This is a genomic window from Acidimicrobiia bacterium (genome assembly GCA_016650365.1).
Lineage (GTDB): Bacteria > Actinomycetota > Acidimicrobiia > Spongiisociales > JAENVV01 > JAENVV01.
This window is the reverse complement of the sequence record JAENVV010000104.1, coordinates 1-1,673: the sequence shown is the minus strand read 5'-3', so window position 1 is coordinate 1,673 and position 1,673 is coordinate 1. Positions and strand designations below refer to the sequence as shown.

Genomic DNA, 1,673 nt, shown 5'->3' with positions numbered 1-1,673 from the left:
TCATGCACCGTCCCAGTGCCGTCGAGATTGCGAAACGCCAATTCGGAGTCAACGGTCAGTGCCGACCCGATGTAGCTGGCGAGCCATCCGCACGGCTGCAAAGCCGCTTCTAACAACACCGCAAAGGGCATGGACCGGGCCCCGTTGTCGTCGAAATACCAGGCGTCCTGCGGAATGTCGTATTCGACATCGACCGTCGACCCCACCTCCATGCCACCGATGGGTCCGGTTACGTCCGTCACCCTTGAGAGGAAGTGATAGGGAGGACCGGGCAGCCGAGGCACCCTTCCCGGACCATCGAACCGGGCATACATGGGACCGAACGCATCCGATGGCTTGCCCAATGCGCACGCCAGGAGCGACGGATAGCCGAATTCGAACTCTCCGTCGAGCGTCGGTACCCTCGCTACCGTCCGATGGTCCTGATCGTCGGCCGACTGGCTGCCGAGCGGCCAGTCGGGCACGAGCTGCAGTCCGACCCGGCGAGCATGGAATGCTTTCTGCCCGTCGACGGTGCACAGGAGGTCGGCGTAGATCGTGGGACGCGGACCAGCAATGATCTCCTCGATGAACACCTCGTAGACGACGTTTCGAGAGGATGGCGTGACCTGCCCCCGGCACACCATTTCGATGGGTTCGTCGGTGACGGTTTGGAATCGCCAGCCGTCGTGGTGCAGCGTGAATCCCAGTCCGGCCATCGTGAACGAGAGGGCTTGTAGGCATCCCTCGAACATGAGCGTGCCCGGCATACACGCGTCGTTCTTGAAGTGCCCTGCGAAGAACCAGTCATCGGAGGAGACAGGAGCTTCGGCCCGCAAATACCCTCGGCCCCACGGCCCACCGGTGGCAGCCAGCTCGGTGACGGAGTCGATCAACAGCATGTCGCCCGTCTGGATCGTCGGAGTTCGGGTGTGGGTCTTGGCCAGGCTGAACTCGGGACCGAAACAGTCCCAAGGACGACCCTCGGCGAACGCTCGAACCGCTTCGGTATCGAAGCTGGTTTGGGATGCAACCACAACGGGCAGATCGAGTCGAGGATCAGCACATGGTTCGACCTCCTCTGGTGACCAGAGAACGCCGCCTGAATCGGCCAGTTCCTCGTCGGTGAAGAAGCCGGCTTGACCGTTGCGAACCTTGATCCGTGGTTTGCCGCCGACCGTGCAGTCGTAATGGAAGAAGAACAGCCGGATGTCCTTTTGCTTGGCGTGTCCGTCGACATGAATCTCATACGACAACGTGTCACCAGGCGCGGGAAGGTCATCTTCAAACGTGAGCTGGCACCCGAGCAGCCGGTACACTCGGTCGCTCTTGTTGAGAAGATCGGCTCCCATATAGGAGATGAGCATGAGATCGGCCTGGCCCGATTCGATGAGTATCCCGGCGGGCATCCGTCCCCTATGCAGGTACCAGGAGTCCTCGAGAATATCGGTCTCAGTCCAGATCGTCCCGGTGCTGTGGACGCCCGGCTCAGCATCGATTCCGGTGACACGGTCAACCAGCAGCAGCGGCGGTTCAGGCATTCGTACCTGGCGGACATAAGCGTCCTGATCAATGAAAGTCGGACCGAAGATCTCAGAGATCGCTCCAGACGCATGGATCTCAACCTGGGATCGGTCCAGCGTGAAACCGGGCAGGTGCCCTTTGCGAATCGGTGCGGCATCGGGCTGACCAGG

General features: G+C 61.1%; 1 protein-coding gene. It reads right to left on the bottom strand.

Annotated elements, in window-relative coordinates; translation table 11 throughout:
- On the bottom strand, positions 1-1,673 hold a 1,673-nt coding region (locus JJE47_06370; protein ID MBK5267046.1), incomplete at both ends, for a 3-hydroxyacyl-[acyl-carrier-protein] dehydratase FabA.